Annotated in this window: 2 protein-coding genes; both read right to left on the bottom strand. The window is 67.6% G+C overall.

Going from position 1 to position 3027, the window contains the following annotated elements:
- A partial coding sequence (locus tag AC1DU6_RS25280; protein WP_477860445.1) for a DUF1501 domain-containing protein occupies positions 1-959 on the bottom strand: 959 nt, incomplete at its 3' end.
- 12 nt (positions 960-971) lie between these two features.
- The coding region (locus AC1DU6_RS25285) for a DUF1549 and DUF1553 domain-containing protein (protein WP_477860447.1) at positions 972-3027 on the bottom strand (2056 nt) is incomplete at its 5' end.

Genomic DNA, 3027 nt, shown 5'->3' on the forward strand with positions numbered 1-3027 from the left:
ACCAGGCGGCGGGCGCGCAGCAGGGCCGTGCCGTACTCGTCGGTCTCCTTGGTGCCGATGCCGTAGGCCGTCTTCGTGGCCGCGGTTTCCTTGGCCAGGTCGACGGCCTCCGGCGCCGAGACCTGCATGCGGTAGGCCAGGTCGTAGCTCTTGGCGCGGGCGATCAGCTCGGTGTCGCCGGGGTAGCGCTCGGCATGCTCGCCGTTCAAGGCGCGCAGCAGGTCGAGCTGGGCGCGTTGTTCCTTCTCGGTGATGCCTTCGGGGCGCGCCAGGTGCAGGATGGGCGAGTCGCCCTTGCGAAAGGGCGTGCCCTGCAGGGCCGCAGGCAGGAAGCCGCTGCTCCAGATGACGGCGCCGCGGCCGCCGCCGGCTGAGCCCACGCCCGTGGGCAGCACGACGAAGGCCGGCAGGTCGGGGTTGGCCGAACCCAGGCCGTACTGCACCCACGAGCCCAGGGCCGGGCGGCCAGGCACCAGGCCGGCGGTGTGCAGCTTCAGCGACGCGATGACGTGGGTGCTGCCCTCGGTCTTGCTGCCCTTCAGGAAGGCGATGTCGTCGGCCTGCTTGGCGATGTGGGGCAGCAGGTCCGACACCCAGGCACCGCTTTCGCCATGCTGCTTCCAGGTGCGCTTGCTGGCGTAGAGGTTGCCCACGCCGCCGTCGGTGGCCGTCTTCAGGTCCTTGCCGAAGCTGTCGGGCAGCGGTGTGCCGGCCAGCTTGATCAGTTCGGGCTTGTGGTCGAACAGGTCCAGCGTGCTGGGCGCGCCGGCCATGTGCAGCCAGATGACGGCCTTGGCCTTGGCCGGGTGGTGGGGCTGGCGCGGCAGCGTCGGGTCGAAGAGTTCGCTGGCGAAGGCGGATGAGATGCCGCCGAAGCTGCCCGCGCCGAAAGCGGCGAAGGTGGCGGCACCGGCGTGGCCGAGGAAGTGACGGCGGGAATGATCGTGAGAGTGGCTCATGGGCTGACCTCTTTAGAAGCGATAGGTGAATTCGTTGGTGTTGACCAGCGTGTGGACCAGGTCGACGAAGGCGGCGGCGCGGGCCTTGCTGGCGCCCTTGGTGGGGCTTGTTGGCGCGGCTGCGACCACGGTCGTGGCGCCGCCGTCATCCGCCGACTCATCGCCGCCATCGCCCTTCTTGCGCTTGGCAGCCTGCTGATCCAGATAAGTCAGGAAGGCGGTGCGCTCGTAGCGGTCGGGCTCGCGCTTGTAGGCCGCCTTGTAGAAGCCGTCGATCTGCCTGGCCAGATTGGGATCGACGCCCCAGCCCTCGGGCAGATGCGGCTTCTTGACCTCGCCGGCCTGGGCCGTCTGCAGGGCTTCCTGGGCGTTCAGAAAGGCGACCAGCTTCGTCTTCTCCGCGGCCGTGGGCTTGCGCGAGAACAGGATCTCGTAGACGCGGTCGATCTGCGCGGACTCACCTGCAGGCGCCTCCTGGATGACACGGCCGGCCAGAGCCTGGCTCCAGCCCAGCACGAGGTCGCTGTTGACCAGGGCCAGGGCCTGTGGCGCCGTCGTCGTCACGTCGCGCTTGAAGTGAGGGGACTGTGGGTTGGCCCAATCGAAGGTCTCCAGCAGCGGATAGGGCGAGTTGCGCAGCACGAAGACGTAGAGGCTGCGGCGGTTGTGGTCGCGCGGGTCCTCGGACGTCTGCCAGCGGTTGCGCTGGCCGCCGATGTCGAAGTTGGGCGGGATGGGCGGGTAGACCGACGGGCCGCCGCGCTTCTCCTCCAGCAGGCCGGAGGCGGCCAGCAGCGAGTCGCGCAATTGCTCGGCCTCCAGGCGTTGGCGCGGGAAGGCCCACAGCAGCTTGTTGTCCGGGTCCTGCTTGACCTCACGAGCCTGGCTGGCCTGCCGGTAGGTGCTGGACAGCAGGATCTGCTTGTGCAGCGTCTTCACGCTCCAGCCGTTCTTGACGAAGTCGGCCGAAAGCTTGTCGAGCAGCTCGGGGTGGGTGGGCTTGGTGCCGGTCTTGCCGAAGTCGGCGCTGGTCTCGACGATGCCGCGGCCGAAGAACTGGGCCCATTGGCGGTTGACGAAGACGCGGACGGTCAGGCCGTTGTCGGGGCTGACCAGCCAATTGGCCAGGGCCGTGCGGCGGCCCGACGACGTGGCCGTCGGCGCAATCTTCAGCGAGGCGTCGGTCAACAGGGCGGGCAGGCCGGGCTGCACCTCCTGCAGCGGTCGGTCGTAGATGCCCTTGAAGAGGACCTTGGTGGGCGGTGCGTCGTTGCCCAGCTCGACTATGGTGGAGACATTGCCCGGATCCTTGGGCTTGAGGGCGTCGAACTTCTTCAGCTGCGCCGTCAGCACCTCGTACTTGGCGTAGGCCTCCTTGTCCTTGGTCTTGAGCTGGTTCTCGGCGTTGCGCGTGCGGCCCGACAGGGTCCACAGGTTGCGGTGGTAGATCCAGCGGTCGTAGGCATTGCGCTCCGATGCCGGCTTGTTGATGGACTCGCGCGTGGCCGGCACGAAGCCCGACAGGCGATCGGTCTCGAGCTTCTCGATGATGGGCTTGAGCAGCGCGTCGCGCTGTTCGCGGATGTCCTTGGTCGCGTCTTCCCACTTGGCCAGCTGGGCGTCGTAGTCGGCCTTGGCCTTGCCCGTCAGCGGCGAGACATCGTCCTTCCAGCTGGTGTTGGCGAAAAAGGCCTGGAACTCGTAGTACTCCTTCTGCGTGATCTTCTCGGTCTTGTGGTCGTGGCACTGGGCGCAGCCCAGCGTCGTGCCCAGGAAGACGGCCGAGACCGTGTCGGTCAGGTCGTTGGCGACCTCCTGCTTCTTCAGGTTCAGGTCGCGGGCGTTGATCTCGTCGGGCAGGTTGCGCAGGAAGCCGGTGGCGATCAGGGCCTCGGTGCGCTCGGGCCAGAGTTCGTCGCCAGCGATCTGTTCCTTGACGAAGCGGTCGAAGGGCTTGTCGGCGTTGAAGGCGTTGACGACGTAGTCGCGGTAGCGCCAGATGTTGGGACGCGTGCCGTCGGTGTTGTAGCCATCGCTGTCGGCATAGCGGCTCAGGTCCAGCCAGCGG

Source organism: Roseateles sp. P5_B10, from assembly GCF_056400485.1.